Origin of the sequence: Sinomonas atrocyanea (assembly GCF_001577305.1) — a bacterium.
GTDB classification, from domain to species: domain Bacteria; phylum Actinomycetota; class Actinomycetes; order Actinomycetales; family Micrococcaceae; genus Sinomonas; species Sinomonas atrocyanea.
In genome coordinates this window covers 3840546-3867060 of record NZ_CP014518.1, presented here as the reverse complement: position 1 = coordinate 3867060, position 26515 = coordinate 3840546, and the positions used below count along the sequence as shown (strand labels likewise).

The 26515-nt window shown below is 73.1% G+C and carries 24 protein-coding genes; 13 read left to right on the top strand and 11 right to left on the bottom strand.

Annotated elements, in window-relative coordinates; all coding sequences use genetic code 11:
• Complete coding sequence (locus SA2016_RS17745) at positions 1-528, top strand: MarR family winged helix-turn-helix transcriptional regulator (protein WP_066500684.1); 528 nt, start codon at positions 1-3, stop codon at positions 526-528.
• Entirely contained in the window at positions 525-1292 is a 768-nt protein-coding gene (locus SA2016_RS17740) for an SGNH/GDSL hydrolase family protein (protein WP_066500683.1), read from the top strand. The genes SA2016_RS17745 and SA2016_RS17740 overlap by 4 nt, the downstream gene beginning before the upstream one ends.
• Before the next feature lie 18 nt (positions 1293-1310).
• Here the strand turns inward: SA2016_RS17740 and SA2016_RS17735 are convergent, their stop codons facing one another.
• The 7 genes from SA2016_RS17735 to argE form a co-directional block, all read right to left on the bottom strand.
• The gene (locus SA2016_RS17735; RefSeq protein ID WP_066502803.1) at positions 1311-2120 is read right to left on the bottom strand and encodes an FAD:protein FMN transferase; all 810 of its coding nucleotides are present in this window, start codon (positions 2118-2120) and stop codon (positions 1311-1313) included.
• 76 nt (positions 2121-2196) lie between these two features.
• Positions 2197-2721: an FMN-binding protein gene (locus SA2016_RS17730; RefSeq protein WP_066500681.1), complete on the bottom strand. Its 525-nt coding sequence runs from the start codon at positions 2719-2721 to the stop codon at positions 2197-2199.
• Entirely contained in the window at positions 2718-4160 is a 1443-nt protein-coding gene (locus tag SA2016_RS17725) for a ferredoxin reductase family protein (protein ID WP_066500680.1), read from the bottom strand. Before SA2016_RS17725 ends, SA2016_RS17730 begins: the two co-directional genes overlap by 4 nt.
• A gap of 108 nt (positions 4161-4268) precedes the next feature.
• Positions 4269-5111, bottom strand: a complete 843-nt coding sequence (locus SA2016_RS17720; RefSeq protein ID WP_066500670.1) for an enoyl-CoA hydratase/isomerase family protein — start codon at positions 5109-5111, stop codon at positions 4269-4271.
• Positions 5112-5187: 76 nt separating this feature from the next.
• A complete protein-coding gene (locus SA2016_RS17715; RefSeq protein WP_257125871.1) occupies positions 5188-6267 on the bottom strand; it encodes an MFS transporter in 1080 nt (359 codons plus the stop codon).
• Positions 6189-6470, bottom strand: a complete 282-nt coding sequence (locus tag SA2016_RS22350; protein WP_257125886.1) for a hypothetical protein — start codon at positions 6468-6470, stop codon at positions 6189-6191. Before SA2016_RS22350 ends, SA2016_RS17715 begins: the two co-directional genes overlap by 79 nt.
• A gap of 28 nt (positions 6471-6498) precedes the next feature.
• Positions 6499-7692 carry an acetylornithine deacetylase gene (gene argE, locus SA2016_RS17710; protein WP_229710839.1) on the bottom strand — a complete coding sequence of 398 codons (1194 nt, stop codon included), beginning with the start codon at positions 7690-7692 and terminating at the stop codon, positions 6499-6501.
• A gap of 180 nt (positions 7693-7872) precedes the next feature.
• On the opposite strand from argE, the gene SA2016_RS17705 reads away from it, so the two are divergent.
• From SA2016_RS17705 to SA2016_RS17675, 7 genes are read left to right on the top strand one after another with little or no spacing between them, the layout of a single operon-like run.
• Positions 7873-8844 carry a glutamate ABC transporter substrate-binding protein gene (locus SA2016_RS17705; protein ID WP_084249620.1) on the top strand — a complete coding sequence of 324 codons (972 nt, stop codon included), beginning with the start codon at positions 7873-7875 and terminating at the stop codon, positions 8842-8844.
• Positions 8845-8854: 10 nt separating this feature from the next.
• Positions 8855-9502, top strand: coding sequence for an amino acid ABC transporter permease (locus SA2016_RS17700; protein ID WP_066500668.1), 648 nt, complete (start codon positions 8855-8857; stop codon positions 9500-9502).
• On the top strand, positions 9499-10362 hold the full coding sequence (locus SA2016_RS17695; RefSeq protein WP_084249619.1) for an amino acid ABC transporter permease: 864 nt from the start codon (positions 9499-9501) through the stop codon (positions 10360-10362). The genes SA2016_RS17700 and SA2016_RS17695 overlap by 4 nt, the downstream gene beginning before the upstream one ends.
• A gap of 22 nt (positions 10363-10384) precedes the next feature.
• Complete coding sequence (locus SA2016_RS17690; RefSeq protein ID WP_066500667.1) at positions 10385-11482, top strand: glutathione S-transferase family protein; 1098 nt, start codon at positions 10385-10387, stop codon at positions 11480-11482.
• Positions 11479-12297, top strand: coding sequence for a gamma-glutamyl-gamma-aminobutyrate hydrolase family protein (locus SA2016_RS17685; RefSeq protein ID WP_066500666.1), 819 nt, complete (start codon positions 11479-11481; stop codon positions 12295-12297). Before SA2016_RS17690 ends, SA2016_RS17685 begins: the two co-directional genes overlap by 4 nt.
• Positions 12294-13337 (top strand): enoyl-CoA hydratase/isomerase family protein, encoded by a 1044-nt coding sequence (locus SA2016_RS17680; protein ID WP_066500664.1) that lies wholly within the window; start codon positions 12294-12296, stop codon positions 13335-13337. Before SA2016_RS17685 ends, SA2016_RS17680 begins: the two co-directional genes overlap by 4 nt.
• Positions 13338-13340: 3 nt before the next feature.
• Positions 13341-14627, top strand: a complete 1287-nt coding sequence (locus SA2016_RS17675) for an APC family permease (RefSeq protein WP_066500659.1) — start codon at positions 13341-13343, stop codon at positions 14625-14627.
• A 4-nt stretch (positions 14628-14631) separates the two neighbouring features.
• On the opposite strand, the gene SA2016_RS17670 is transcribed toward SA2016_RS17675, so the two are convergent.
• The 4 genes from SA2016_RS17670 to SA2016_RS17655 form a co-directional block, all read right to left on the bottom strand.
• The gene (locus tag SA2016_RS17670; protein WP_084249618.1) at positions 14632-16146 is read right to left on the bottom strand and encodes an aldehyde dehydrogenase family protein; all 1515 of its coding nucleotides are present in this window, start codon (positions 16144-16146) and stop codon (positions 14632-14634) included.
• Complete coding sequence (locus SA2016_RS17665; RefSeq protein ID WP_066502792.1) at positions 16143-17345, bottom strand: acyl-CoA dehydrogenase family protein; 1203 nt, start codon at positions 17343-17345, stop codon at positions 16143-16145. Before SA2016_RS17665 ends, SA2016_RS17670 begins: the two co-directional genes overlap by 4 nt.
• A gap of 277 nt (positions 17346-17622) precedes the next feature.
• Complete coding sequence (locus SA2016_RS17660; RefSeq protein ID WP_066500657.1) at positions 17623-18807, bottom strand: CaiB/BaiF CoA transferase family protein; 1185 nt, start codon at positions 18805-18807, stop codon at positions 17623-17625.
• A gap of 56 nt (positions 18808-18863) precedes the next feature.
• A complete protein-coding gene (locus tag SA2016_RS17655) occupies positions 18864-20234 on the bottom strand; it encodes an aminotransferase class III-fold pyridoxal phosphate-dependent enzyme (protein ID WP_066500656.1) in 1371 nt (456 codons plus the stop codon).
• Positions 20235-20359: 125 nt separating this feature from the next.
• Between SA2016_RS17655 and SA2016_RS17650 the strand changes: the two genes are divergently transcribed.
• From SA2016_RS17650 to SA2016_RS17635, 4 genes are all read left to right on the top strand, one after another.
• A complete protein-coding gene (locus SA2016_RS17650; protein WP_084249617.1) occupies positions 20360-21802 on the top strand; it encodes a PucR family transcriptional regulator in 1443 nt (480 codons plus the stop codon).
• A gap of 98 nt (positions 21803-21900) precedes the next feature.
• Entirely contained in the window at positions 21901-23166 is a 1266-nt protein-coding gene (locus SA2016_RS17645; RefSeq protein ID WP_066500651.1) for an amidohydrolase, read from the top strand.
• Positions 23167-23325: 159 nt separating this feature from the next.
• Positions 23326-24849, top strand: a complete 1524-nt coding sequence (locus SA2016_RS17640) for an amino acid permease (RefSeq protein ID WP_084249809.1) — start codon at positions 23326-23328, stop codon at positions 24847-24849.
• 87 nt (positions 24850-24936) lie between these two features.
• Positions 24937-26508: a cation:proton antiporter gene (locus SA2016_RS17635; RefSeq protein WP_066500649.1), complete on the top strand. Its 1572-nt coding sequence runs from the start codon at positions 24937-24939 to the stop codon at positions 26506-26508.
• Positions 26509-26515: the final 7 nt, after the last annotated feature.

Sequence of the window (26515 nt, the reverse complement as noted above, 5' to 3'; positions counted from 1 at the left end):
GTGACGGAATCCCGCTGGCTTGACGCCCAGGAGCGCCGGGCGTGGCTTGCCCTGCTGAGCGTGACCACGCTCCTGCCGGCCGCCCTCGACGCGCACCTGACCCAGCTGAACAAGCTGTCCCTCTTCGACTACAACGTGCTCGCGATGCTCTCCGAGGCCGAGGGCCGCATGCTCCCCATGAAGGAGCTCGCCTCCCGCACCTCGGCCTCGCTCTCGCGCCTCTCGCACGTGGTGACGAAGCTCCAGGCACGCGGCTGGATCGACCGGCGCCCTTCTCCGGACGACGCCCGCGTCACCACCGCGCACCTCACCGACGCCGGCTGGGAGACCATCGTGGACCTCGCCCCCGAGCACGTGGGGCGCGTGCGGCAGCTCGTGTTCGATGCCCTCGGCGCGGAGGATGTGGCCCGGCTGGCGGACATCGGCGAGAAGGTCGTCGGCAGGCTGCAGCCGGAGAGCTGGATCTTCCGGGATCCGTCCCGTGAGGGGCTCCTCGGCCCGGCGCACGACGGCGAGGTGGCACCGTGAGCGAGTCCTTCACCTCCCGCTTCGTGGCCTTGGGCGACTCCTTCACGGAGGGCGTCGGCGATCCGGACCCGGCCCGTCCCAACGGCGTGCGCGGCTGGGCGGACCGCGTGGCCGAGCAGCTCCAGAGGGCCGATCCGGACCTGGGCTACGCCAACCTCGCGATCCGCGGCCGCAAGATCCGCCAGATCCTCGCCGAGCAGATCGAGCCGGCGCTCGCGCTGCGCCCCACGATCGTGACCCTCTACGCCGGGGCCAACGACATCCTCCGGCCCACGGTGGACATCGATGCGCTCATGGAGGGGTACGACGCCGCGGTGGCCCGACTCGCGGGCGCGGGCGCGCGCGTCCTGCTCTTCACCGGGTTCGACGCCGGCTCCTCCAAGGTGTTCGGCACGATGCGCGGCCGCACCGCCATCTACAACGAGCAGGTCCGCTGGATCGCGGACCGCCACGGCGCCACCCTCGTGGACTACTGGCGCTTCCACGAGTTCCAGGACTGGCGCATGTGGGACGTGGACCGGATGCACATGTCCGCCCTCGGGCACGCGACCATGGCCAACCGCGTCCTCGAGCTGCTCGAGCACGAGGGGCTCGCCGAGGTCCCCGACGCCGTGCCGCTGCCGAAGATGAGCCGCGTGGAGCAGTTCCGCGCGAATGCCGCGTGGACCCGGGAGTACGCGTGGCCCTGGGTCGTGCGGCGCATCACCGGCCGGTCCTCGGGCGACGGCCTGAGCCCCAAGTACCCGGAGCCCACCCGCCTCTGAGGCCGAAGCCGGGCGACGCTACGCGGCGCTCGGGGCGCGGAACCCGGGCGTGGCGAGCAGCCCGCCGTCGCGTGCCACCGCGAGCACGTCCACGTCCCAGTGGGCGGTGACCGCATCGAGGGCAGGCCGGCCGCCGGCCACGATCGCCGTCGCCAGGACGTCCGCGGTGACGATGTCCTGGGCGGCCACGCTCACCTGGGTGAACTCGGCATGGCGGGGGCCGGAGGGCCCGCGCAGGCCGACCGTCCAGATGTGGTCGCCGCGCTCGGCCGAGCCCGAGGTGGCCAGCGCGAGCCGGGCGGGGGGCTGCGCGAGCCGGGCGGGGGGCTGCGGGCCGAGCGGGTAGGCGCCCAGCAGGGTCCGCCGGTCGGCGGGATCCACGATCCCGGCGAGCCACGGGGAGGCACCTGCGGGCGACGGCGCCGGCGAACCGGAGACGAGCACGTCGCCCCCGGCATTGAGGCACCAATCGTGCAGCCCGAGCGCGGCGAGCGAACGGCCCGCCTCGTCGATGGCGTAGCCCTTGACGAGCCCGCTCAGGTCCAGGAGCCCGTCCGGGCGCTCGGGGGTGAAGGCACCCTCGGTGCGGCGGCGCCACCGTACCGCGTCCGCGTACAGGTCCCGCATGAGCGGGCTGGCCTGCAGGAGGGTCAGCTCGCCGCGGGCGATCCGGCTGGCCTCTGAGTCCGGCCGGTAGAGGCTGAACTGGGCGTCGAGGGCCGCGAACTGGTCCTCCACCACGGCGGTCGCGGCCTCGAGCCGGTCGAGGTCGGCCTGCAGCCCGTCGCCGGGACGGACGGGGACCGTGAGGCTGACCACGGTGCCCATGCAGACGAACGTCCGGGCGCGCAGGGCCGGGGTGCCAGGCGCCGCGGTACCGGGCGCAGGGAGGGCGGGGATCGGATCAGAGATGGGCTGCATCGAGGGCCGCCTGGAGGGACTGGAGGTAGGCGTCGGAGGTGATCGTGGCGCCGCTGACGGTCTGGACGTTGGCCGACTGGGCCTGCAGGACCTCGGAGCGCAGGATCGGCGCCGCGTTGGCGCTGATCATCTGGGAGCGCATCTCGGCGTCGGTCAGGTGCAGCGCCGTCACGTCGGTGATCTTGCCGTTCTGCACGGTGATCTGGACCTGGACGTCGCCGTAGCGGGTCAAGACGGCCTGTCCCGCGTACGTGGCCTGGGCCTTGGCCTGGGCTCCGGCGGTCGCCTGGGACGCGGTGCCCGAGCCCAAGGCCGTGCCGCCCGAGGTGCCGGACGCGCCCGAGGCGGAGCCCGCCGTCGTGCCTCCCGTGCCGGTGGTGCCCGCGGTCCCGGTGGTGCCGGCGGCCGTGGGCTGGCTGGCCTCGAGGGCGTGCGCGCCGGCCTGCCAGCCGATGGCGAGGATGCCGAGGGAGGCGACGGAGGCGGAGAGTGCTGCGCGTTTTCTCACCAGTCGAACCTTTCGCGATGGAGGGTCTCGTCCCGGGCGCCGGCGGCCTTCGCGTCGGCGAGGACGGCGTCGGACCATTCGCGGGGCCCGCAGACGTAGACGTCGGAGTCGGCCAGCGTGGGGGCGCTGGCGGGGAGGTAGTCGGTCAGGTGCAGCCCCGTCTGGTGCCGGGGGAGCCAGGAGCTGCCGCGGGCGCGCCGGCCCACGAGCTCGTACAGCACGGCGCCGCGGGCCCGGCACAGGGAGGCGATCTCCTCGCGCAGGTAGAGCTGGTGCGGGGCGCTGGCCCGCAGGATCACGGTCGCGTCGCCCGGGGCGAACTCGGCCCGCTCGAGCAGGGCGCGGATCGGGGTGATGCCGATGCCCGAGCCCACGAGGACCAGGCCGGGGCGGGTGCGGGAGCTGTGGGCGAAGTTGCCGTAGGGCCCCGCGAGGGCCACCTTGGTGCCCGGGCGGAGCCGGGCGAGGGCGGCGCTGCCGCGGCCGAGGTTGCGGACGGTGATGCGCAGGGCTTCGCCGTGCGGCTCGGCGGAGAGGCTGAACGGGTGGGCGTGCCACCACAGGCCGGGGGCGAGGAAGCGCCAGACGAAGAACCGGCCGCCCTCCCCGGTGAGCTCGTGCAGGCGCAGGCCCGTCATCTCGATGCTCACGACGCCGTTCCCCTCCTGCACCACGCGGCTCACCGTGAGCTGGTGGCGCCACGTGCGCACCACCGGGGTGACCACGCGGAACCAGAGGAGGGCCACGACCACGCCCCAGTAGAAGACCTCCCAGTAGAGCCGCTGCCAGTGCCCCTCGGCGAAGAGCGAGCCGACGCTGAACTGGTGGGGGATGGCCGTGAGGACAGCGGCGTAGGAGAGCAGGTGGATGGCGTGCCAGAACTCGTACGGCATCTTGCGCCGCACCGCCACGAGGGAGGTCACGACCACGGCGATGAACAGCGCGATCGAGACGAACGCGAGCCACATGTCCGGCACGAGGTTCCACAGGCTCACGGCCTCGGCGATCGGGTTGAGGCCCTCGGAGGCGCCGTAGCCGAGCAGGAGGAAGACCATGTGGGCCAGGAGCAGGTAGAGCGAGGGCTTGCCGAGGCTGCCGTGGACGGCCATGGCCCGGTCGTGGCCGATCGCCCGGTCGATCCAGGGCAGCCGAGCCGCCAGGAGGAGCATCACGAGCACGAGGTCCGTGCCGATGAGCCCGGCGATGATGCCGATCGCCGTGAGCGCCGAGGCCACGGAGCCGAACTGGCCGGCCGCCCCGTCCGCGAGGTACAGGGCCACGGCGGCGGCCGCCGAGCCCCACGCGGCCACGGTGAGCAGATCCGCGCCGGCGAGGCGTCGCCGGCCGCGGGCCCTGAGCTCACGGCTCAGGGCCGCGCGCCGGGTCACCCGGGGCAGCGCCTCGGTGCGAGGCTGGGGAGTGGGGAGTGTCGCCGTCATGGTTCAACCATCGCGGCGCACCCTGTCGTTTTGCTGTGGCGGTCCTTGCCCTCAGCCGTGCGTTGGTTGAAATCTCAACCGGCTGTGCCCCGGGCCACAGCGCGCGCCCTACTTCCCGGCGAACGAGGCCTTGCGCTTCTCGAGGAACGCGGTGGTGCCCTCGCGCATGTCCTCGGTGGTGAACGCCTCCCGGAACAGCCCGGCCTCGATCTCGAGGCCCTGGCCCGTGTGCAGCCCGTAGGCGCCCGTGATCGACTGCTTGGCGAGGCCGACGGCGAGCGGGGCCTTCGGGGCGATCTCGCCGAGGGTGGCACGCGCCGCCGCGAGGAGCTCCTGGCGGGTCGGAAGGACGCGGTTGACGAGGCCGAGGCGCAGCGCCTCGGCCGCGTCGATCCGGCGGCCCGTGTAGATCAGCTCGCGCGCGGGACCCAGTCCCACGCGCTGGGGGAGGCGGACGGACCCGCCGAAGCCGGGCACGAGGCCGAGGTTCACCTCGGGCTGGCCGAACTGGGCCGCCTCGGAGGCGTAGATGAAGTCGCACGCGAGCGCCAGCTCGCAGCCGCCGCCGAGGGCGAACCCGTCCACGGCCGCGATGACCGGCACGGGCACCTTCTCGATCAGGAGCGTCACGCCCTGGGCAGAGCGCGCGTACTCCGCCGCGTCGTCGGGCTCCATCGACGCCATCTCCCGGATGTCCGCGCCCGCCACGAAGGCCTTGCCCCCCGCCCCGGTGAGGATCACGCCGCGCACCGGCCACCCGGCGTCGTGCGTGCAGGAGTCCTCGATCGCCGTGAAGGCCTTCCACAGGTCCGAGATGACCTGCTGCGAGAGCGCATTGAGGGCCTGGGGGCGGTTCACGGTGAGGGTCAGGATGCCGTCCGTGAGGTCGAGCTCGAGCGTTGCGTAGCTGCCCAGATCAGTGCTGCCCGGATCGCTGCTGGTGGGGGCCATGGGTCACGTCCTCGCCGTCGATGGTGTGTTCCGCCACCCACGCTAGCGGTCTCGGGCGCGGTGGTGAAACCCAGTCTCACCGTGCGTGGTAGCGGCGCTTCGCGACGGCGAGCCCGATCAGGGAGATCACGGCGACCGCCATGTAGTAGAAGCTCGGCGCGCTGAGCGCGTGGGTGATGCCCAGGAGCCACGTGAGCACGAGGGGTGCGAGGCCGCCCATCACGGTGACGCCCACGTTGTAGGCCACGCCGACCCCCGTGGTGCGCACGTTGATGGGGAAGATCTCGGTGAGCAGGGTGGGCAGCGGGCCGAAGTAGAGCGCGCACAGGACGCCGAGGACTGTGATGACGAGGATGAAGACCGGCAGGGTGGGCGCGCTGATGAGGAGCTGGAACAGCGGCCACGCGACCACCAGGGCCGCCACGGCGGCCCAGAGCATGAGCCGCGCCGGCCCCACCCGGTCCGCGAGGCTGCCGACGAACGGCGTCCCGACGAGGATCACGAGCCCCGCGACCACGCCGCCGAGGTACGCGGCGCTCGCCGGCACGTGCAGGCTCTTCACCGCGAACGTGGGCATGTAGAGGATGAGGTAGATCGAGATCGTCGCGACGCCGATGCTCGCCGAGGCGGTGAGGAGGCGGCCGAGGTGCGTGGAGAAGACGGCGCGGATCGGCGCGGCGTGCTTCTCGCTCCGCTCGAACTCCTCCGTCTCGGTCAGGCGCGAGCGGATGTAGAGGCCCACCGGGCCGATGAAGATCCCCAGGATGAAGGGGATGCGCCAGCCCCACGAGTACAGCTGGTCCTTGGAGAGCCAGCTGAACAGGGCGAATCCGAACGCGGAGGCCAGGAACATCGAGATGCCCTGGGCTGCGACCTGCCACGAGGCGTAGTAGGCCTTGCGGTGCGGGGCGGTCTCGACGAGGAAGGTCGTGGCCGTGCCGAACTCGCCGCCGGCGGAGAAGCCCTGGATGAGCCGCGAGATGAGGATGATGATCCCCGCCCATGCCCCGACGAGCGCGTGGGTCGGGGCGATGGCCATGATGAGGGTTCCGACCATCATGAGCGCGAGCGTCACGGTCAGGGCCTTCTTGCGGCCGTGGCGGTCGCCGTACGAGCCGAGGAACATCCCGCCGAGCGGCCGGACGAGGTAGGAGATGGCGAACGTCGCGAAGGTGAGGATGAGCCCGAGGGTGCTGTCCCCTCGGGGAAGAAGTTCTCGGCGATGACGATCGCGAACGAGGCGTAGACGATGATGTCGAACCATTCGAGGGCGGCGCCGATCGAGCTGCTGACGACGGCCCTGCGGGCCGCGGCGAGCCGTTCCGGGGTGACCGCGGCGGTGGCGGGGGTGGCTGGCATGGCGCTCCTTCGGGTGGGTCCGGGCCTCTCAGGTGGTCAGATGGGCGATGACGCGGTCGAGGAACGCCTCGCAGCGTGCCAGCTGGTCCAGGTCGACGTACTCGTCGGCGGAGTGGGCCTGGGTGATGTCCCCCGGGCCGCACACCACCGTGGGGATGCCGCCCTGGTCGAACAGGCCCGCCTCCGTGCCGTAGGCGACCTTCTCCGTGCTCGGCTCCCCGCCCCACGCCGCGGCCAGGCGGACCACCTCGGCGTCCGCGGCGGTCTCGAGACCGGGTGCGGCGGCGACGATGGTCACGTCGAGGCCCGCCTGCGGGTGCTCCGCCTTCATCTCGCCCTCGATCCGCGCGAGCTCGGTCCGGAAGCGCTCGAGGAGGGCGCGGGAGTCGACCCCGCCGATGGAGCGGAACTCGAAGTGGAGGCTGCAGTCCGCCGGGATCGTGTTGACGGCGATCCCGCCCTCGATGAGGTTCACGGTGCAGGTCGTGTACGGGACGTCGAATGCGTCGTCGTACGGGCCCTGCTCGCGGAACTCGTCCGCGACCGAGCGCACGAAGCGGGCGAAGGCCGCGGCGTGCTCGATGGCGTTGACGCCGTACGGCGTGAGCGAGGAGTGCGCGGCGACCCCGCGGAAGTCCACGCGGACGAGGTTGATGGACTTGTGGCCGCGGATCACCCGCATGCCGGTGGGCTCGCCGACGATGCACGCCCTCGGCCTGAGCCCCCGGCCCACCATGTCCTTGACGAGGTCCTCCGCGCCGAGGCAGCCGATCTCCTCGTCGTAGGAGAACGCGAGGTGGAGCGGTTCCCGCAGGTCTGCGGCGGCGATCTGCCCGATCCGGGCGACGACGGCGCCCACGAACCCCTTCATGTCGCACGCGCCCCGGCCGTACAGCCGCCCCTCGCGGACCTCGGGCGTGAACGGGGCGCTCGACCATTCCTGGCCGTCCACGGGGACCACGTCCGTGTGGCCGGAGAGGACGATCCCGCCGTGGACGGAGCCGTCCGTGGCCGGGAAGGTGGCGATGAGGTTGGCCTTGCTCCCGTCCGCATTCGGGACGAGGACGGGTTCGACGCCGTGGCGGCGTACCTCCGCGGCGACGAGGTCGATGAGCGGCAGGTTCGTGTCCCGGCTGGTGGTGTCGAGCCCGATCAGCCGCGTGATCCACGCCATCGTCTCCTTCGAGACGGCCGGTTCGGTCGCTTCAACGTCCAGGTCCACGTCCACGTCCTAGCGTTCGGAGGGTCTCGGGAATTTCACAGTAGTCCCACGTTTCCCGCGATGCACCCGCGTGCGTGACGGAAATCATGCTTAGACTTGCGAATCGTAGATCGTCGAGGGGCGCCGGCCCCGCTATTGGACGGCCCGCGCTCGCGGGCCAGACGTCGTGGAGGTACAGCCATGGAACGGATCGAGATCGCCGGGCTCCAGCTCAGCAGGAGGAAGCTCCTCGGCATCGGCCTGGGAACGCTGGGCGCGGGCGCCCTGGCAGCATGCTCGAGCAGCCCATCGCTCCCGGCGCCGTCCGGCTCGGGCTCGGCGGGCGCCTCCGGGTCCGTGATCGACCTCGCGGCGTACGACGCGGTCCTGTCCAAGGGCAAGGTCGCCGACGCCTCCCTCGTGGACGGGAACGCGTGGGCCAAGGCCATCAAGGCCCGCGGCGCGATCAACCGCGGCGGCACCGACACGTCCTCGCTGTTCTCCCTGCGGGATCCGGCCACCGGGAAGGTGGCGGGCTTCGACGCCGGCATCTCCCAGCTGCTCGCGAAGTACATCACCGGCCAGCCCAAGGAGAACCTCAGCCAGGTCACGGTGGACACCCGCGAGACCCTGCTGCAGAACCAGTCCGTGGACCTGGTCATCGCCACCTACTCGATCACGCCGGCGCGGCAGCAGAAGGTCGACTTCGCCGGGCCGTACTACGAGTCGAAGTCGGCCATCCTCGTGAAGTCGACGAACTCGAGCATCAACTCTGTCGACGACCTCGCCGGCAAGAACGTCGCCACCCAGGCCGCGAGCACCGGCGTCGCCCTCCTGCAGAAGTACGCGCCGAAGGCGAACGTGCAGACCTTCGACGACAACCCAAAGTGCCTCGCCGCCGTCCAGCAGGGCCGCGTGGACGCCTACGTGATCGACCAGTCGATCCTGCTCTCGGACGTGGCCAAGAACAAGGACGTCAAGATCGTCGGCGACCCGTTCGGCAACTCCGACCCGTACGGCATCGGGCTGCACAAGGGCAGCGACGCGCTCGCGTTCGTCAACGCCTGGCTCAAGTCCATCGAGGAGGACGGCACCTGGGCCGCGCTCTGGAAGGCCACCGTGGGCCAGGTCGTCAAGACGGATCCGCCCAAGCCGCCGGCCATCGCCTCCTGACCCGGCCGCCATGCAGGAGCTGTTCACCACCTACCTCCCGGAGCTGCTCGACGGGCTGTGGATGACGCTCAGGCTCACCGCGGTGAGCTTCCTGGGCTCGCTCGTGCTCGGCACGGTGATGGCAGCCTTCCGCATCAGCCCCATCGTGCCGCTGCGCGCGGTGGGGCGGGTGTATGTGGAGCTGTTCGTCAACATCCCGCTCATCAGCCTCCTGGTCGTCGTGACGTTCGGGCTGCCGGACATCGGGCTGACGTTCGACCTCTTCACCTGCGCGGCCCTGTCCATGACGCTGCTCGGCGGAGCCTTCACCTGCGAGGCGATCCGCACCGGCATCAACGCCGTCTCGGTCGGGCAGATCGAGGCCGCACGCTCGATCGGCCTCGACTTCTCCGGCGTGCTCCGCCACGTCCTGTTCCCGCAGGCCTACCGGAGCGTGGTCCAGCCGCTCGTGAACGTGTTCATCGGGATCCTGCTGAGTTCCTCGCTCGCCGGCGTGATCGGCGTCAAGGACCTCACGCTGCAGGTCTCCGAGATCAACAACCAGGCGGCGCTCGGCCTCACGGCGTACGTCGTCGTCGCGTTCGCCTACGTGATCATCTCGCTGCTCGCGGGCGGGGTCGGCGCGCGGCTCGAGAAGCGGTGGAGGGTCCAGCGGTGAGCACCCAGGAGCACATCTTCGACGCCGTCGGCCCCCGCGGCCGGCGCACCATCCGGATTGTCACGGCGCTGAGCGTCCTCGCCATCCTGGCCGTGGCCTTCCTCGTCGTGCAGCGCTTCGGCCAGGCGGGGCAGCTCGCGGCGGACCGCTGGGCCGAGTTCACCCAGTGGCCCTACATCCAGTTCCTGCTCGCGGGGCTCGGCAACACGGCGCTCGCGGCGGCCGCCTCGGCGCTCTTCGCGATCCCCACGGCGTTGGTCATGGCCCTCGGGCGCACCTCGCGGCGCCCCTGGCTGCGCTGGCCGGCCACCGCCTACATCGAGTTCTTCCGCTCGGTGCCGCTGCTGCTCGTGGTGTACGTCTTCGTCAGCGGCCTGCCGTCCTACGGGATCAACCCGGACATCTTCTGGAAGCTCGTCATCCCCATCACGCTGTGCAGCTCGGCGGTGATGGCGGAGATCTTCCGCGCCGGCATCCTCGCCCTGCCGGCGGGCCAGACCGAGGCGGCCCTGAGCCTGGGCATGCAGCAGTCGCAGGCGACCCGGTTCGTCGTGCTGCCGCAGGCCGTCCGGATCGTCGTGCCCTCGATGGTGGCCCAGCTCGTGGTGCTCCTGAAGGACACGACGCTCGGCTACGCCGTGAGCTACCCGGAGCTGATGAAGACCGCGAACAACCTCACGGCCTACACGAACCACCTCATCCAGACCTTCCTCGTCATCGCGGCGGTCTACGTGGTCACGAACATCCTCATCTCCCACTTCGCCCGGTACCTCGAACGCCGGGTCTCCGGGCGCACGGCCCGCGCGGGGAAGCCGGCCGGGCTGCCGGAGCAGGAACCGGCACCGGCGGGCATCGGCTGAGGCGGACCGCTAGGCTGGCCGCATGGCTGGCAGCGACGCATTCAGCACCAAGGGCGCCTACGTCCACCCGGGCGAGGAGTTCACCCGGGACACCAACTACATCGAGGACCGCATCACGCGGGACGGCACGTTCCCGCCCGGCAGCCCCGCGCCGGACGGGGCGAGGGCGTGGCCCGCGGAGAGCGGGCGCTACCGCCTCGTCGCCGCCCGCGCGTGCCCGTGGGCCAACAGGACCGTGATCGTGCGCCGCCTGCTCGGCCTCGAGGACGCCCTCTCGCTCGGCCTCCCCGGCCCCACCCACGATGCGCGCTCGTGGACCTTCGACCTCGACCCGGACGGCCTCGACCCCGTGCTCGGCATCGAGCGGCTCCAGGAGTCCTACTTCCGCCGCTTCCCGGACTACCCCCGCGGCATCACCGTCCCCGCGATCGTGGACGTGCCCAGCGGCGCCGTCGTGACCAACGACTACCCGCAGATCACCCTCGACTTCGAGCTCGAGTGGACGGCCTTCCACCGCGAGGGCGCCCCGGACCTGTACCCCGAGCCCCTCCGCGCCGAAATCGACGAGGTCAACGCCAGGGTCTTCGCGGACGTCAACAACGGCGTCTACCGCTGTGGCTTCGCCGGCTCCCAGGCCTCCTACAGCCGCGCCTACGCCCGCCTCTGGGACGCCATGGACTGGCTCGAGGACCGCCTCAGCCGCCAGCGCTACCTCGTCGGGGACACCATCACCGAGGCCGACGTGCGCCTCTTCACCACGCTCGCGCGCTTCGACCCGGTCTACCACGGCCACTTCAAGTGCAACCGGAACAAGCTCAGCGAGATGCCGGCCCTGTGGGGCTACGCCCGGGACCTGTTCCAGACGCCCGGCTTCGGCGACACGATCGACTTCGTGCAGATCAAGCAGCACTACTACATCGTCCACGAGGACATCAATCCCACCGGCATCGTCCCGGACGGCCCGGACCTGTCGAACTGGCTCACCCCGCACGGCCGCGAGGAACTCGGCGGCCGGCCGTTCGGCGACGGGACCCCTCCCGGGCCGCCGCCGGAGGCCGAGCGCATCGCCGCCGGCCACAACCCCCTCTATCCGGCTGCCGGCGGGGACGGGCACGCATGAGCACGCCGGGCGGCGCGGCGCCGCGCATTGCCGTGACCTGGGCGGACACCGCGCCGTCGCATGAGCCGTGGTTCCACACCGAACTCGCGGGCCTCACCGCGAGCGCGGCCGGCGCGCTCGAGGCCGCGGGGGCGCAACCGGTCGTGCTCGACGCCGCCACCGGCGCCCTGCCCGCGGCCGAGGACTTCGACGGCGTCGTCGTCATGGGCGGCGGCGACGTGGACCCCGCCCTGTACGGCGGGGACGCGGCGCACCCCTCGATCGACGGGGTGGACCGGGCCGCGGACGACGCCGAGGCGCGCCTCGTGCGCGCGGCGCTCGCCAGCGCCCGTCCCGTCCTCGGGATCTGCCGCGGCCTGCAGCTGGTCAACGTGGTGCTCGGCGGGTCCCTGCACGAGGACCTTCCCCCCACCGCGCCGGACGGCGCGCCGGGCATGCACCGCAACCACGTCGACCCCACCGGACCGATGGTCCTCCACGACGTGGCGATCGAGCCCGGAACCCGCCTGGCCGGCATGCTCGGGGAGCGGGCGCGCGTGGTCTCGGGCCACCATCAGGCGGCGGCCCGGCTCGGCGCGGGCCTGCGCGTCGCCGCCACGGCTCCCGACGGCGTGGTCGAGGCGCTCGAGGCCGCCGACCCGGCGACCTGGCTCGTCGCGGTCCAGTGGCATCCCGAGGACCCGCAGACCGCCGGCGCCGCGCCCGGGCAGCTCGAGGCCATCATGAGCGCCTTCGTCGGGGCCTGCCGCGGGGCTGCCGCCGACCGGACCCGCCAGAGCAGCCCCACCGTCCGCGAAGAGGAGCCAGCCCGATGAGCCAGCACGTCCGCGCCGAGACCCGGGGGCCCCTCGGCATCATCACCCTGGACAGGCCCCGCGCCCTCAACTCCCTCGACCGGGACATGGTCCTGGCCATGGAGGAGGCCCTCGAGCGGTGGGCGGAGGAGCCCGAGGTGCGCGCCGTCGTCGTGCGCGGGGAAGGCCGCGGGCTGTGCGCGGGCGGCGACGTCCGTGCCCTGCGGGACGGCCCCGACGAGGCCGCGGTCGCGTTCTGGGCCGACGAGTACCGCCTCAACGCCCTGATCGCGGGCTACCCCAAGCCGTACGTCCCGCTCATGGACGGGATCACGATGGGCGGCGGCCTCGGCATCTCGGCGCACGGGTCGGTGCGCGTCGTGACGGAGCGGACCTCGGTCGCGATGCCGGAGACGCGGATCGGGTTCACCCCGGACGTCGGCATGGCCGCGCTGCTCGCCCGTGCCCCGGGCGAGCTCGGCACGCACCTCGCGCTCACATCCTCCACCGCGACCGGCGCCGATGCCGTGTACCTGGGCTGGGCGGACCACCTCGTGCCGTCGGATCGGCTTGGCGAGCTCGTGGAGCTCCTGGGCGCGAGGCTCGGCGCCCCTGAGGTGACCGAGGAGACGGCCCTGGGGACCGCGCACGACGCCGTGCGATCCCTCGCGCTGCCGGCCCCCGAGGCGCCGCTCGCTGCCGAGAGGGAATGGGTGGACGAGGCGTACGCGGGCGATGACGCCCAGACGATCCTGGACCGGCTGGTCGAGCTCGCCGCCGAGGGCCACGAGGGCGCCCGCGCGGCCGAGGAGGCGATCCGGTCTGTGTGCCCCTTCTCGGCCGTGGTCACGCTCGAGTCGCTGCGGCGCGCGGCCGTCATGGACGTGGTCGACGTGCTCGCGCAGGACCTCCGGCTCGGTGCCGCGCTCGTGGCCCGCGGCGACATGCGCGAGGGGATCAGGGCGCTCCTGGTCGACAAGGACGGCGCGCCGCGGTGGCACCCGGCCAGGATCGAGGACGTCGACGCCCGCGAGGTCGAGGCTGCCTTCGGCGGGGACTGAGCTGTGACCCATCCCCGGCTCGCCCGCAGGCTCGGGCTGTTCGATGCCGTGGTGATCGGCCTCGGCTCCATGATCGGTGCGGGCGTGTTCGCCGCGTTCGGCCCCGCCTCCCGCGCGGCCGGCTCGTGGCTGCTTGTGGGCCTCGCGATCGCGGCGTTCGTCGCGTACTGCAACGCGACGGCGTCCGCCCAGCTGGCCGCCGCGTACCCGACCTCGGGCGGCACCTACGTCTACGGCCGCGAGCGACTCGGCCCGTGGTGGGGGTTCACCGCCGGGTGGGGGTTCGTGGTCGGCAAGACGGCCTCGTGCGCGGCGATGGCCCTGACCTTCGCGAGCTACGCGGTGCCCGCGTCGGTCCCCGGGGCCGGGTGGATCCAGCGGCTCGTCGCGGTGGCCGCGGTCCTCGCGCTCGCGGGGCTGAACTACCGCGGGGTGACCCGGACCGCCCAGCTCACGCGCGTCCTCGTCACCATCACCCTCGCTGCCCTGGCGGTGCTCGTCATCGGGCTCTGGGCCAGCGGCCACGCGGGCCCGGGAACCCTCGCGGCGGGGCAGCCCGCGGGCTCCGGCGGGGTCTACGGAGTGCTGCAGGCCGCGGGCCTGCTGTTCTTCGCCTTCGCCGGCTATGCCCGCATTGCCACCATGGGGGAGGAGGTCCGCGACCCGAGGACCACGATCCCCCGGGCCATTCCGCTCGCGCTGGGGATCGCGGTCGTGGTCTACGCGATCGTCGGCGTCACGGCGCTCGCCGCGGCCGGCCCGGGTGTCCTTGCCGGCTCCTCCGCGCCGTTGGCCGACGCCGCCCACGCCGTGGGCCTGGACGGGCTCGGTCCCGTGGTGCGCATCGGCGGCGCGGTCGCGAGCCTCGGCGCGCTGCTCGCGCTCATCGCCGGGATCGGGCGCACGAGCCTCGCGATGGCCCGCGAGCGCGACCTCCCCGCGTGGCTCGGCGCGGTCCACCCCGTGCACCGGGTCCCGCACCACGCCGAGCTGGCCCTCGCCGTGGTGGTCAGCCTCCTCGTGCTCAGCACGGACCTGCGCGGGGTCATCGGCTTCTCGTCCTTCGGCGTGCTGGTGTACTACGCGGTCGCGAACGCCTCCGCCTTCACCCAGCCGGCCGCGGACCGGCGCTGGCCGCGGACCCTCAACGTGCTCGGAGCCGCCGGCTGCCTTGTCCTCGTCGCGACCCTGCCCTGGCAGTCCGTGGTCGCGGGCGTGGTGATGTTCGCCGTCGGCCTGACCGGGCGCGCCGTCGTCCTCCGGCGGCGGCGGAGGACGGCGCGCCCCTGAACCGCTACCCCCGCAGGTACACCGTGGTGGTGTGCGTGAAGAACTCGCGCGCCGCGGCGCCCTGCTCCTTGGGGCCGTAGCCGGACTTCTTCGCCCCGCCGAATGGCACATGCGGGTCCGCGCCCGCCGACTCGGAGTTGACGTGCAGGATGCCGACATCGAGCGCGTCCACCGCCTCGAGCGCCGTGGCGATGTCGCGCGTGAAGAGGGCCGCGGAGAGCCCGAACTCCGAGTCCTCCGCGAGGGTGAAGGCCTCCTCAACCGAGGCAGCTCGGCGCACCGCGAGCACCGGCCCGAAGAGCTCCTCGCGCCAGGCGACGCTGTCCGGGCCGACCTCGAGGACCGTCGGCGGGACGAAGGCGGAAGGCGCGGCACCGGCGTCGTGCGCCTCCGCCCCGGGCGCCACCCCGCGGTAGAGCACACGGGCGCCCTCGGCCTCGGCGGCGGCGACCGCGGCCCGCACGCCCTCCGCCGCGGACTCCGTCACGAGCGGGCCCATGTGCACGGAGGGGTCGCTGGGATCGCCCACCCTCCACGCGTCGAGCCGGGGCGCCAGGCGCGCGAGGAACGCGTCCGCCACCTCCTCGGCCACGACGAGCCGTGACGTGGCCGTGCACTTCTGCCCGGTCGAGCGGAACGCGCCGAAGAGCACCTGCTCGGCGGCGAGGTCGAGGTCGGCGTCCGCGAGCACGATCGCCGCGTTCTTCCCGCCCATCTCGCCTTGGAACGGCACCCCTCGGGAGGCGGCCTCGCCGGCGAGCGCCCGGCCCACCCCGGTCGAGCCCGTGAAGGAGAGCCCGTCGAGCCCGGGGTGCCGCACGAGCTCCGTGCCGAGCGCACCGGGGCCGATGAGCAGGTTGAGCATCCCGGCGGGCAGCCCCGCCCCGTCGAGGGCCTCCGCGAGCCGCATCGCCAGCAGCGGCACGGTCGAGGCAGGCTTCCAGACCACCGCGTTCCCGTGCACGAGCGCCGGCGCGATCTTCCACGCCGGGATCGCGATCGGGAAGTTGAACGGCGTCACGACCCCCACGACGCCGAGCGGCTTGCGCGTGACGAGGATCCGCTCGCCGCGGCGCGGGGACGCGTAGTGCTCGCCGGCCGCCCGGTCGCCCTCCCCGGCGCAGTAGCGCAGGATCTGCGCCGCACGCAGCACCTCGCCCGTGCCCTCGGCCAGCGTCTTGCCCTCCTCGCGGGCCAGCTCGAGCCCGTGCTGGTCCGCGCGCTCCTCGAGCGCCGCGGCCGCCCGGGCCAGGACGGCGCCGCGCTCATGGATCGGCGTGCGCGCCCACTCGCACTGGGCGGTGCGGGCGGCGTGCATCGCGCGGTCGACGTCGGCCGGCACGGCTTGGGTGCCCTCCGCCACCACCTGCTCGGGGCGGGCGGGGTTGCGGGAGGCGAGCGGCTCGCCGTCGCCCGCCACCCACTCGCCGCCGATGAGGAGGCGCAGCGGGACGGGAGCCCGTGTGGACGAGGTGACGGGGCCGGCGTCGTGCGCTGCGGTGTCCGTGCCCGCGGTCACCGGAAGGCCGCCTCTCCGGTGAGCTGCTGGCCGAGGATGAGGGTGTGGACCTCGTCGGTGCCCTCGTAGGTGCGCACGGACTCGAGGTTGTTGGCGTGCCGCAGCGGCGAGTAGTCCAGTGTGATGCCGTTGCCGCCGAGGATGGTGCGGGCCTCGCGGCAGATCTCGATGGCCTCGCGGCAGTTGTTGAGCTTGCCCACCGAGATCTGGTGGTGGGCGAGCTTCCCGGCGTCCTTGAGCCGGCCGAGGTGGAGGGCGAGGAGGAAGCCCTTGTTGATCTCCAGGGCCATGTCGACCAGCTTGGCCTGGGTCAGCTGGTAGCCGGCAAGCGGGCGGCCGAACTGGAGCCGCTCCTTGGAGTAGGCGAGCGCGTCCTCGAACGCGTCCCGGGCGGCGCCCATGGCGCCCCAGATGATGCCGTAGCGGGCCTCGTTCAGGCACGAGAAGGGGCCCTTGAGGCCGGTCACGTTCGGCAGGACCGCATCGTGGGGGAGGCGGACCTCGTCGAGCTCGATCTCGCACTGGATCGAGGCGCGCATGGAGAGCTTGGGCTGGATCGGGGTGGCGGTGTAGCCGGGGGTCGCCGTCGGGACGAGGAAGCCGCGCACGCCGGAGTCGGTCATGGCCCAGATGACGGCGACCTTGGCGACGTTGGCGAGGCCGATCCAGCGCTTGGTTCCGGTGAGGATCCAGTCCGCGGTGGGGCCGTCGCCGTCGCGGCGGGCGAAGGTGGTCATGGATCCGGGGTCGGAGCCGGCGGTGGGCTCGGTGAGGCCGAAGCAGCCGATCGCCTCGCCGGCGGCCATCTGCGGCAGCCACTCCTGCTTCTGGGCCTCGGAACCGTGCTTGTGGATCGCGGACATCGCGAGGGAGCCCTGGACCGAGACGAACGTGCGCAGGCCCGAGTCGCCGGCCTCGAGCTCGGCGCCGGCGAGGCCGTACTCGACCGCCGAGCGGCCCGCGCAGCCGTATCCGGTCAGGTGCATGCCCAGCAGGCCGAGCTTGGCGAGCTCGGGGACGATCTCGAGCGGGAAGTGCGCGTCCTCGTACCAGCGGGCGATGTTCGGCCTGATCTCCGCGCGGACGAACGCGCGCACACGGTCCCGCAGAGCGAGCTCTTCGGCAGACAGGAGGGAGTCGAAGGAGATGAGGTCGGCTGGGTCGGGGAGCCTGTCGGCGGCAGAGACGTCGGTGTCCATGCCCGCAAGGCTAGCGGTGGCGGTCGTCATCGGGAGGGTGTTCCTTTCGGTGCTCAGGATTCGGGGGAGCGGTGCGGAGGTGCCTCCCCAACGGTGCGGAGGTGCCTCCCCAACGGTGCGGAGGTGCCTCCTCAACGTTGAGGAGTCACCTCCGTCGGGTTGGGGAGGCACGTCCGCGGGGCTGCGGAGTCACGTACGCGGGGCTGGGGAGTCACGCACGCGGGGCTGGGGAGTCACGTACGCGGGGCTGGGGAGTCACGTACGCGGGGCTGGGGAGTCACGTGCGCAGCCAGCGCACGACGTCGGCCGTGTCGGCTCCCAGCGCGGGGGGCGCCTGGGTGCGGGGCGGCAGCGGCGGGGTCCAGGTGATGGGGTGGCGGACCTGCCGGGCCACCACGGCGCCCGAGCGGTCGCGGACCTCGACCGTGGGCGAGAGCCCGAGCGACTCGGCGTAGTCGAGGCCCTCCCCGATCCCGGCCACCCGCCCGCACGGGACGCCGAGGGCGGAGAGCTTGTCCTGCCACACCTGGGCCGAGGCCGACGCGAGTCCCCGCTCGAGCAGCGCCACGAGCTCGGCGCGGTGCGCGACGCGGGCCCTGTTCGTGGCAAACCGGGGGTCCGCGGCCAGGGCCGGGGACCCGATCGCGTCGCACAGCCGCGCGAACTGGGAGTCATTGCCGGCGGCCACGGCCAGCGGCGCATCGGCGGTCGCGAGCAGCTGGTACGGGACGATCGAGGGGTGGTCGTTGCCCATCCGCCCCGGCACCACCCCCGCCCCCAGGTACGCCTGGGCCTGGTTGGCCAGCGCCCCCTGGAGGGACGAGAGCAGGTTCACCTCGATGCGGCGCCCGCGCCCGGTGCGGTTCCGCTCGGCGAGGGCGGCGAGGATCCCGATCGTCGCATCCTTGGCCGTGAGCACGTCCACGAGGGCCACCCCGGCCTTCATCGGGCCGGCCCCCGGCACTCCGTCCGGGGCCCCGGTGATGGACATGAGGCCGCCGAGCGCCTGCACGATGAAGTCGTAGCCCGGCAGGTCGCGGCCGCCCGTGGAGCCGAACCCGGAGATCGAGGCGTACACCAGCCCGGGGTTCTCTGCAGCGAGCGCCTCGTACCCGAGCCCGAGCTTCTCGAGGCCGCCGGGCTTGAAGTTCTCCACGAGCACGTCGGCGCGGAGCGCGAGCTCCCGGGCGAGTCCGAGCCCCTCCGGATCGGCCAGGTCCAGCTCGACCGATTCCTTGTTCCGGTTCACGCTCTCGAAGTAGGTGGCCCCGGTGGCGGAGAACGGCGGTCCCCAGTGCCGCGTGTCGTCCCCGCACCCGGGCCGCTCGACCTTGACCACCCGCGCGCCGAGGTCCGCGAGGGTCATCGTTGCCAGCGGCCCGGCGAGCACCCGCGAGAAGTCGGCCACCAGAACGCCGTCGAGCGGGGCGGTCGCCGCGGAAACACCCCGCGCTTCGGTCATTGCCCTGCGCTCCAGACGGGGGTCCTGTCCGAAAGGGCGGGCATTCTCCGCCGCGGTCATGAGAGCGCTCCGCGGATCGCGGCCTCGAGCACCGCCAGCCCCTCATCGAGGACCTCGGGCTCGACGCCGAGGGGCGGCAGGAGCCGGATCACGTTCCCGTGGGTCCCGCACGTGAGGGTCAGGACCCCGGCGGCGTGGGCGGCTGCGGCCGCGGCCTTGGCAATGTCCGCCCGCGGACCGGAGGCGTCCCCGAGCTCGACCGCCATCATGGCGCCGCGGCCGCGGACGGATGCCACGCCGTCGTGCGCGAGGAGCGGCTCGAAGCGCCCGCGGACCGCCGCCTCGATGTCCCGGGCCCCGGCGAGCAGCGAGCCGTCCTCGAGGAGTTCGAAGACGGCGAGCGCCGCCTCGCACGCTACGGGGTTGCCGGCGTAGGTGCCGCCGAGGCCGCCTGCGTGGACGGCGTTCATGAGCTCGGCCCGGCCGGTCACCGCCGAGAGCGGCAGGCCCGCGCCGAGGGCCTTGGCGGAGAGGGTGATGTCCCCGGCCACGCCGTCGTGCTCGGACGCGAAGAGGTCGCCGGTGCGGCCCATGCCGGCCTGGATCTCGTCGATCACGAGGACGATCCCGTGCCGCGTCGCGATCTCCCGCAGGCCCGCGAGGAAGCCGGGCGCGTGCACCACGAAGCCGCCCTCGCCCTGGATCGGCTCGATCACCATGGCCGCGAAGGTCTCGGGGCCTGCCTCCGCCAGGACTGTCTCGACGCCGCCGAGCGCCTCGGCCACGAACTGCGCGGCCGCGGCCGGATCGGCCGGCGCGAGGTGCGCGGGCGCCGTCGGGCCGCGGAACACCGAGCCCGGGAGTGGGCCGAAGTTGAGCCGGTACGGGTTCTCCTTGGCCGTCATGGCCATGGTCAGCTGGGTGCGGCCGTGGTAGGCCTCGTCGAACACGAGGACGTTGGAGCGGCGGGTCGCGGAGCGGGCGATCTTGACGGCGTTCTCGACTGCCTCCGCGCCGGTCGAGAAGAGCGCGGTGCGCTTGTCGAAGTCGCCGGGCGTGTGCTCGTTGAGCCAGCGGCACACCTCCACGAAGGAGGAGTACTCGGTGACCATGAAGCACGTGTGGGTGAAGCGGCCCAGCTGGGCGGCGGCGCGCTCGGCCACACGCGGGTTCGCGGCGCCGACGCTGGTCACGGCGATGCCCGAGGCGAAGTCGATGATCCGGTTGCCGTCCACGTCCACGAGCAGCGGGCCCTCGGCGTGGTCGATGAACACCGGCAGGGTGACGCCGAAGCCCTCGGTGACGTGGCGACGGCGCTCGGCTTCGAGCTCCCGCGAGCGCGGCCCGGGCAGCGCGGTGGCCAGGCGGCGGGCGCGCTGCGGCACGGCGGCCGGATCGGCGGACGGGGCTACGGTGGTGGCGGTCATGGGTCCTCCCGGCGTGGGGCTGGTGTGGTTGCGACCACAGTAGAGAGCCGGGGGCTCAGAGTCTTTGGACGTTCTGGCCCATACTTGGTTCCCATGAGACTGATTGCACAACGAGGTGGGCAGGAATGGACACCCGGCCCGGGCCGCCGTGGGGCCCGGCGATGATCACGCTCGCCCAGCTCGCCGAGGCCGCCCGCGGAGACCTGGTCCCGTACTGGCCCGTCCCGCTGCCGCGGGTCGAGCTCACGGGCGTGCACGTGTCCGAGCTCGAGGACCCCACCGTGTTCCTCGACGGCGGGGAGCTGCTCCTCACGGTGGGCATGCAGCTGGCGGGCCGGCACGGCCCTGAGCGCGCGGAGGCTGCCCGGGCCTACGTGGCCAGGCTCGTGGCGGGCCGGGTTGCGGCGCTCGGGCTGGGCCTCGGCTCGGGGCACAGCATGGTCCCCGACGAGCTCCGCGAGGCGTGCGCCGAGGCGGGGCTGCCGCTGCTGACCGTCCCTCGTGAGTCGCCCTTCCTCGCGGTCTCCCGCGCCTACTGGGAGCTGGTGCGCCGCGGGGGAGAGGCCGAGCTGACTGCCCTGCTGGGCCTCCAGGTGGCCCTCACAAGGGCCGCGTCGGGGGACGACGCCGAGCCCTCCATCGTCCGCGAGCTCGCCCACGCCCTGGGCACCTGGGTGGCCTACCTCCCGGGAGGCGAGCGGCGGGCCTCGTGCGCGGGGCCCGCGGGGGAGGTGCCCGCGCCGGGCCTCCTCGACGAGCTGCGCCGGGAGGCGGCCGCGCTGCGGGCCGCCGGCCGGGGCGCCACGGCGACGGTCCAGATCTCGGCGGGCCCCGCGGCGCTGTACCCGGTGGAGTCCGGCGCCGGGCGCGCCTACCTTGCCGTGGGCCGCGGCGGCCAGCTCGCCCCGCCGGAACGCCACCTGTTCCTCACGGCGTCCACGCTGCTGGCCCACCGGGCTGCGGCGCTGCGCCGGGCGGAGGAGGAACGGGCCCGGGGCGACGGGATGCTCGTGGCGCTGGTCCTCGCCGGTCACGACGACGCGGCCCGCCTCCTCGCGGGGCAGATGGGCACGGCGCTGCCCGAGTCGGTGTACCTCGCGGTGCTCGCCACGCCGGGTCTTCCGGACGGGGCGGCCGCGGCGCTCGCGGTCGAGTCCGGAAGCCTGCTGCACCTCCTGCTCCCTGCCGATGCGCCGCGGCCGCGGCTGCCCTCGGGGGCCCACGGCGCCTGGGGCGGTCCGGTGCCGCTGCGGCGCGTCCGCGAGATCGCGGGCCAGGTGGCCGATGCCGCCCGGCAGGCACCCGTCGGGAAGGTGGTCCGGGTGGGCCACGGACTCGAGCTGCCAGCAGACGAGTGGGCCGCCGCGCTCGCCGCCGCGGGCGGGGAGCTGCTCCCGACCGTGCGCGCCTACCTGAAGAATCGCGGCCACTGGGAGGCGAGCGCGCGGGACCTCGGCGTGCATCGCAACTCGGTACGGCATCGGATGGCCCGCGCGGGCGAGCTGCTCGGCGTCGACTTCGACGATCCGGACGTCGCCGCGCACCTCTGGCTTGCCCTGCGGACGTAGGCTGCGCTGCCCGGCCGCGCCAACCGGTGTGTCGGCGGGGCGGCGCAACTAGGCTCGGGAGCCTACGACTGGACCACCCGCGCAGGAGGACACAGGCCATGGCACCCACCGGATCCGCACGCACGATCCTGTCCGGCCAGGATTCCCTCAGGGACTGGCAGGAGTCGCTCTACAAGGACTTCCACCGCAATCCTGAGCTGAGCCATCAGGAAGTCCGCACGGCCGGGGTCGTCGCGGACCAGCTGGGGGAGTTCGGCTTCGAGGTCCACCCCGGGATCGGCGGCACCGGCGTCGTCGGCCTCCTCTCCAACGGCGACGGCCCGACCGTCCTGCTCCGCGCGGACATGGACGCGCTCCCGGTCAGGGAGGCGACCGGGCTCGACTACGCGAGCACCGTCACCGCGGTCGACGACGCGGGCAGCCAGACTCCCGTGATGCACGCGTGCGGGCACGACGTCCACATCAGCACCCTCCTCGGGGCAGCGAGGCTGTTCGCCGAGCAGCGGGAGGCCTGGGCCGGGACGCTGATCGCCCTGTTCCAGCCCGCGGAGGAGCTCGGCGACGGGGCGAGGGGCATGGTCGACGCCGGGCTGGCGGGCCTGATCCCCACCCCGGACGTCGCCCTCGCCCAGCACGTGCTGGTCCATCCCGCCGGCACGGTGGGCCCGCACGCGGGCCCCTTCCTGTCGATGGCGGACAGCGTCCGCATCACCCTCTACGGGCGCGGGAGCCACGGCTCGATGCCGCACCTGTCCATCGACCCGGCCGTGCTCGCGTCCATGGTGGTCGTGCGCCTCCAGGGCGTCGTGGCCCGCGAGGTCCAGCCCGGAGAGTTCGCCGTGCTCACGGTCGGCAGGATCGCGGTCGGCGCGAAGAGCAACATCATCGACGACCACGCCGTCCTCGAGCTCAACATCCGCACCTACAGCAGGCCCATCCGGGACCAGCTCCTCGCTGCAATCGAGCGCATCGCCACGGCGGAGTCCGCGGCATCCGGCTCGCCCAAGGAGCCCGAGTTCGAGGTCTACAACAGCTACCCGCTCACCGACAACAGCGCCGAGGCGACCGCGCAGGTGGCCGGGGCCTTCGAGGACTACTTCCCCGCCGGCGCCATCCAGGACTTCGGCCGGCAGACGGCGAGCGAGGACTTCAGCGACGTCCCCACCGCGCTCGGAGTGCCCTACACCTACTGGGGCGTGGGCGGCACCGACCCCGAGGTGTACGCCGCGGCGGAGGCCGCCGGCACGGTCAGCGCGCTGCCCGCCAACCACTCGCCGATGTTCGCCCCGGTCCTCCAGCCGACCCTCACCACCGGCACGGCAGCGCTCGTGGTCGCGGCCTCCGCGTGGCTCGGCAGGGGCTGAGCGCCGCCGGGACAGACACTCTCGGGACGAACAGTCCAGCGATCCCCGCGCACGTGGTGCAGTCCGACCATCGCCGGGCCTGACCTGCATCCCGCGTCCTGACGGGGCACTGTGATCGGCACCACGCCGATCGCCTCCCCCGATGGAACGGAGATCCGCATGCAGGCACCTGGGAACCCCGCTGGGCCCACCCGACGAGCCGCCGAGGCCGGCGCGAGCAGGACGACGGAGTCCGCCCACCGCGCGAGCCTGAAACCGCGGCACCTGACCATGATCGCCCTCGGCGGCATCATCGGCGCGAGCCTCTTCGTGGGGTCCGGCTCGGTGATCCGCAGCGTGGGCCCGGCCGCCCTGCTGTCCTACGCGATCGGCGGCGCGCTCGTGGTCCTGGTGATGCGGATGCTGGGCGAGATGTCCACGAACAGGCCGGTGGTGGGCTCCTTCATGGAGTACGCCCGGGACGGGCTCGGCAACTGGGCAGGCTTCACGATCGGCTGGCTCTACTGGTACTTCTGGGTCGGGGTGGTGGCCTTCGAGGCCGTCGTCGTCGGCCGGATCTTCCACGAGTGGTTCCCGGCCGTGCCCGACTGGACGTTCGCGCTCGCCGGCATGCTCGTGTTCACGGTCACCAACCTCATGTCGCTGCGCTCCTTCGGGGAGACGGAGTTCTGGCTCGCATCGATCAAGGTGACCACCATCGTGGTGTTCCTCGGAGTGGGCGCACTCTACGTCTTCGGCGTCATCCCCGGCTCCACCGGCTCGGTCGCCCACCTGACGGACCATGGCTTCATGCCGCACGGCTGGACGGCGGTGTTCAACGGCGTCGCCGTCGTCATCTTCAGCTACTTCGGCACCGAGATCGTCACCATGGCCGCCGCCGAGTCCGACCAGCCCGCCCGCGCCGTGGCACGGTCGACCAACACCGTGGTGTGGCGCATCCTGCTCTTCTACGTCGGCTCGGTGGCAATCCTGCTCATGGTGGTCCCCTGGGACCAAATCCCCGCGAAGGCCAGCCCGTTCGCGTTCGCCTTCGGCCGGTTCGGGCTCCCCGGCGCCGAGCAGGTCATGAACGCCGTGGTGCTCACCGCCGCGCTGTCGGTGCTCAACTCCGGTCTCTACTCGGGCTCGCGCATGCTGTTCGCCCTCGCGCGGCACGGCTACGCCCCGCGCTGGGTCGAGGACCGGAACGGGGCGGGTGTGCCGTGGAAGGCCATCCTCCTCTCCACGGTGGTGGGCTACGGGGCGATCGCCGCGAACTACGCCGCGCCAAAGGACGTCTTCGACTTCATCATGAACTCCGCCGGCTGCGTGGCCCTCTTCGTCTACGCCTTCGTGGCGCTCACGCAGTGGCGCCTGCGCAACCGGATGAGCGCCCAGGAGCGCGCCGGCCTTGCCCTGAAGATGTGGCTGCACCCGTGGCTCAACGCGGTGGTCCTGGCAGCAGTCGGGCTCATCGTGGTCCTCATGGCCCTCGACCCGGACGCCGCTCCGCAGGTCTGGCTGAGCCTGGGCGCCCTCGCGCTGCTGCTGGTCGTGTACCCGTTCGTGCGGCGGCGCGCCTCCGGCCGGATGGCCGCGCAGGCCGCAGAGGGGAGCGGTTCCGTAGCCGCTGCGGAGGCCACAGCGGAGGCGGCGCCGGCGCACGACGGCGAGTGGTCGCCGTCGCCCGCCCGGCCCCTCTGAGGCGCGGACCCTTCTGAGGGCCGGCCCCTCTGAGGCGCAGGGGCCGGCCCCCAGCGTGGAAAGATGCTCCTGAGGCGAAGGGGGCCCATGGAATTTCTGCTGCTGGTGGTCGGCCTGCTGTTCGGGACGGTCCTCATCGTGGGGGTCGGGGAGCGGATCCGCCTGCCCTATCCGATCCTCATGCTCGTCTTCTCGGCGCTCGCCGCGTCGCTGCCGTTCGTCCCGAACGTCCACATCGACCCCGAGCTGATCCTGCCGCTCTTCCTGCCGCCGCTGCTGTTCGCCGCGGCCCAGCGCTCGAGCTGGTCCGTGTTCAGGCTGCGCTGGCGCTCCCTCGTGCTCCTGGCCGTGCTGCTGGTCGCCGCGACCGTGGCGGCGGTCGCGGCGGTCACCTGGTGGCTGGTCCCGGCGGTCGGGCTTCCGCTCGCCCTTGCCCTCGGGGCCATCGTCGCCCCGCCGGACCCCGTGGCCGTCGAGGCGATCGCCGGCAAGGTCAGCATGCAGCGCCGGCTGCTGACGGTGCTCCAGACCGAGGGCCTGTTCAACGACGCGATGGCCATCGTGATCTTCCAGGCCGCGGTGTCCGCGACGGTCAGCCATGGCCGGGTGGGCTGGAGCGTCGTCCCGCAGTTCCTCGTCGGAGCCGCCGGCGCAGCGCTGCTCGGTTTCGCGATGGCGTGGGTCGTCGGGGCGCTCACCCGCTTCGTCCCGGACCTCGTGGCCCGCAGCGCGGCGTCCCTCGTGGCGCCGTACGCCGTGTACCTGCTCGCCGAGGTGGTCCACTGCTCCGGTGTCGTCGCGGTGGTCGTGACGGCAGTCGAGCTCGGGCGGCGCGCGCGGCCCCAGGACTCGGGGGAGCGGCTCACCCGGTCGGCCTTCTGGGACGTCCTCGAGCTGCTGACCACCGGGGTGGCCTTCGGGCTCGTGGGCATCGAGATGCGCTCGGTCGTCGAGGCCGAGGGAGCCAACCTGCTGACGTTCGTCCCCGGGATCGCCGGAATCTGCGCGACCGCCGTCGCCGTGCGCTTCGTGTGGATGTACGCGATGTACTGGATCGGCGGGGCCGAGCGGCGGGAGAAGACGCCCGGCTCGCTCAGGGAGGTGGTGGTCCTGACCTGGTGCGGCATGCGCGGCCTGGCCACCCTCGCGCTCGCACTGGCCCTGCCGACCACGCTCGCGGACGGCTCCCCGACGCCGGGGCGCAACTTCGCCGTCGCGGCGGCGGCCTCGGTGCTCGTGGTCACGCTCGTGCTGCCCGGCCTGACCCTGCCGTGGCTCATGCGCATGCTGCACCTGCCCGACGACCGCGCCGCCGAGCAGCGCGCCCAGCGGGCCCTCGCACGCCGCGCCGAGCGGGTGGCGCTCGAGGCCCTGCGCACCTCGCCGGCGGCGCAGAAGCTCCCGGAGGGGCGCCGCCGGGCACTGGCCCGGCGCATGTCCTCGCTGCACACCATCCTCCAGGCGGACTACGCCGAGGATCCCGAGAAGATGCGCCGGATCCAGGCCGTGCTCGCCGCGATGGAGCGCGCCCAGCGCGATGCCCTGGCCGCGGCCCGGCGGGAGATGCTCGCCGCGCGCAACGAGCCGGGCAACGACCCCGAGCTGGTCGACCGCGTGCTGCGGCGCCTCGACCTGCGCACCGTCACGCTGGACCGCTGACCGCTGA

Excerpts from the sequence above, each read along its gene's own strand:
- SA2016_RS17735 (WP_066502803.1), bottom strand. The coding sequence starts at position 2,120 with ATGGGCACCGTGGTCAGCCTCACGGTCCCCGTCCGTCCCGGCGACGGG.
- SA2016_RS17725 (WP_066500680.1), bottom strand. The coding sequence starts at position 4,160 with ATGACGGCGACACTCCCCACTCCCCAGCCTCGCACCGAGGCGCTGCCC.
- SA2016_RS17720 (WP_066500670.1), bottom strand. The coding sequence starts at position 5,111 with ATGGCCCCCACCAGCAGCGATCCGGGCAGCACTGATCTGGGCAGCTAC.
- SA2016_RS22350 (WP_257125886.1), bottom strand. The coding sequence starts at position 6,470 with ATGCCAGCCACCCCCGCCACCGCCGCGGTCACCCCGGAACGGCTCGCC.
- SA2016_RS17705 (WP_084249620.1), top strand. The coding sequence starts at position 7,873 with ATGGAACGGATCGAGATCGCCGGGCTCCAGCTCAGCAGGAGGAAGCTC.
- SA2016_RS17700 (WP_066500668.1), top strand. The coding sequence starts at position 8,855 with ATGCAGGAGCTGTTCACCACCTACCTCCCGGAGCTGCTCGACGGGCTG.
- SA2016_RS17690 (WP_066500667.1), top strand. The coding sequence starts at position 10,385 with ATGGCTGGCAGCGACGCATTCAGCACCAAGGGCGCCTACGTCCACCCG.
- SA2016_RS17685 (WP_066500666.1), top strand. The coding sequence starts at position 11,479 with ATGAGCACGCCGGGCGGCGCGGCGCCGCGCATTGCCGTGACCTGGGCG.
- SA2016_RS17680 (WP_066500664.1), top strand. The coding sequence starts at position 12,294 with ATGAGCCAGCACGTCCGCGCCGAGACCCGGGGGCCCCTCGGCATCATC.
- SA2016_RS17665 (WP_066502792.1), bottom strand. The coding sequence starts at position 17,345 with ATGGACACCGACGTCTCTGCCGCCGACAGGCTCCCCGACCCAGCCGAC.
- SA2016_RS17660 (WP_066500657.1), bottom strand. The coding sequence starts at position 18,807 with ATGACCGAAGCGCGGGGTGTTTCCGCGGCGACCGCCCCGCTCGACGGC.
- SA2016_RS17655 (WP_066500656.1), bottom strand. The coding sequence starts at position 20,234 with ATGACCGCCACCACCGTAGCCCCGTCCGCCGATCCGGCCGCCGTGCCG.
- SA2016_RS17650 (WP_084249617.1), top strand. The coding sequence starts at position 20,360 with ATGGACACCCGGCCCGGGCCGCCGTGGGGCCCGGCGATGATCACGCTC.
- SA2016_RS17645 (WP_066500651.1), top strand. The coding sequence starts at position 21,901 with ATGGCACCCACCGGATCCGCACGCACGATCCTGTCCGGCCAGGATTCC.
- SA2016_RS17640 (WP_084249809.1), top strand. The coding sequence starts at position 23,326 with ATGCAGGCACCTGGGAACCCCGCTGGGCCCACCCGACGAGCCGCCGAG.
- SA2016_RS17635 (WP_066500649.1), top strand. The coding sequence starts at position 24,937 with ATGGAATTTCTGCTGCTGGTGGTCGGCCTGCTGTTCGGGACGGTCCTC.